Below are 766 nucleotides of genomic sequence, written 5' to 3'. Positions count from 1 at the left end.
GTCCCGCCCGGCACGCCCTGAGCAGCATCTCATAGTCGTTGATAAATTGTGGGCGCTTTGTGACGAGGCGTTCGATTGCAAAGTGCTCTCCCCACTTCCGCCACTCCATCCACGGGTCAATGAAGTTTGAGATTTGCAACAATGGTAGGCTGTCAAACAGATCCATCGGCTCGGTCGTCTGAATCCCCTTGAGAATCAGGGGATGGCATATCGGGAAATAGACGTCGCTAAATAGCAATTCTGACCGCATCCCAGGCCAATTTCCGTTGCCGTACAGGATTGCGATCGTGTTCCGCTCACTGTCGATTGGCGCGGTATTTTCTAACGACTGAATATCGATGAAAAACCCGGGGAAGGCACGCTGAAGATCGGGCATGAGCGGAAGCACGAACGTAGACAATAAGATTGGCTGAGAGCGCAGGACCAGTGTCGTGTCCCGGGTCTCATCTTCCATACTCTCTACGGCCGATATGATCCGTTCGAAAGACTCCCTCGCTGCTTCAAAGAGGATACGGCCCCTTTCTGTCAAGCGGACCTTGTTGCCTCTGCGGAAGAAAAGATCCTTCCCGATGTGCTCTTCGAGATTGCGGATCTGGCGGCTGATCGCCGGTTGGCTAACGTTTAATTCGGCAGCGGCCTTACTGAAATTCAGATGCCTGCCAGCCGCCTCAAAGGCTATGATTGAAGAAGGTGTTCCCACGGCCGAACGAAGGTTCTTCATAACAAGAGATTATGGACCGCCAATTTTTTTGTCAATGGTGGCGGT

General features: G+C 52.6%; 1 protein-coding gene. It reads right to left on the bottom strand.

Features of this window, described 5'->3' with window-relative positions; all coding sequences use genetic code 11:
• Positions 1–721: LysR family transcriptional regulator (locus ACXJ7R_RS35090; protein ID WP_457155796.1), on the bottom strand; the 721-nt coding region annotated here is incomplete at its 3' end.
• Between the last annotated feature and the right edge of the window lie 45 nt (positions 722–766).

The organism is Mesorhizobium sp. P5_C1, from assembly GCF_054049815.1.
Note: the sequence above shows the minus strand (reverse complement) of the source record. Positions and strands in the feature narration are given on the sequence as shown.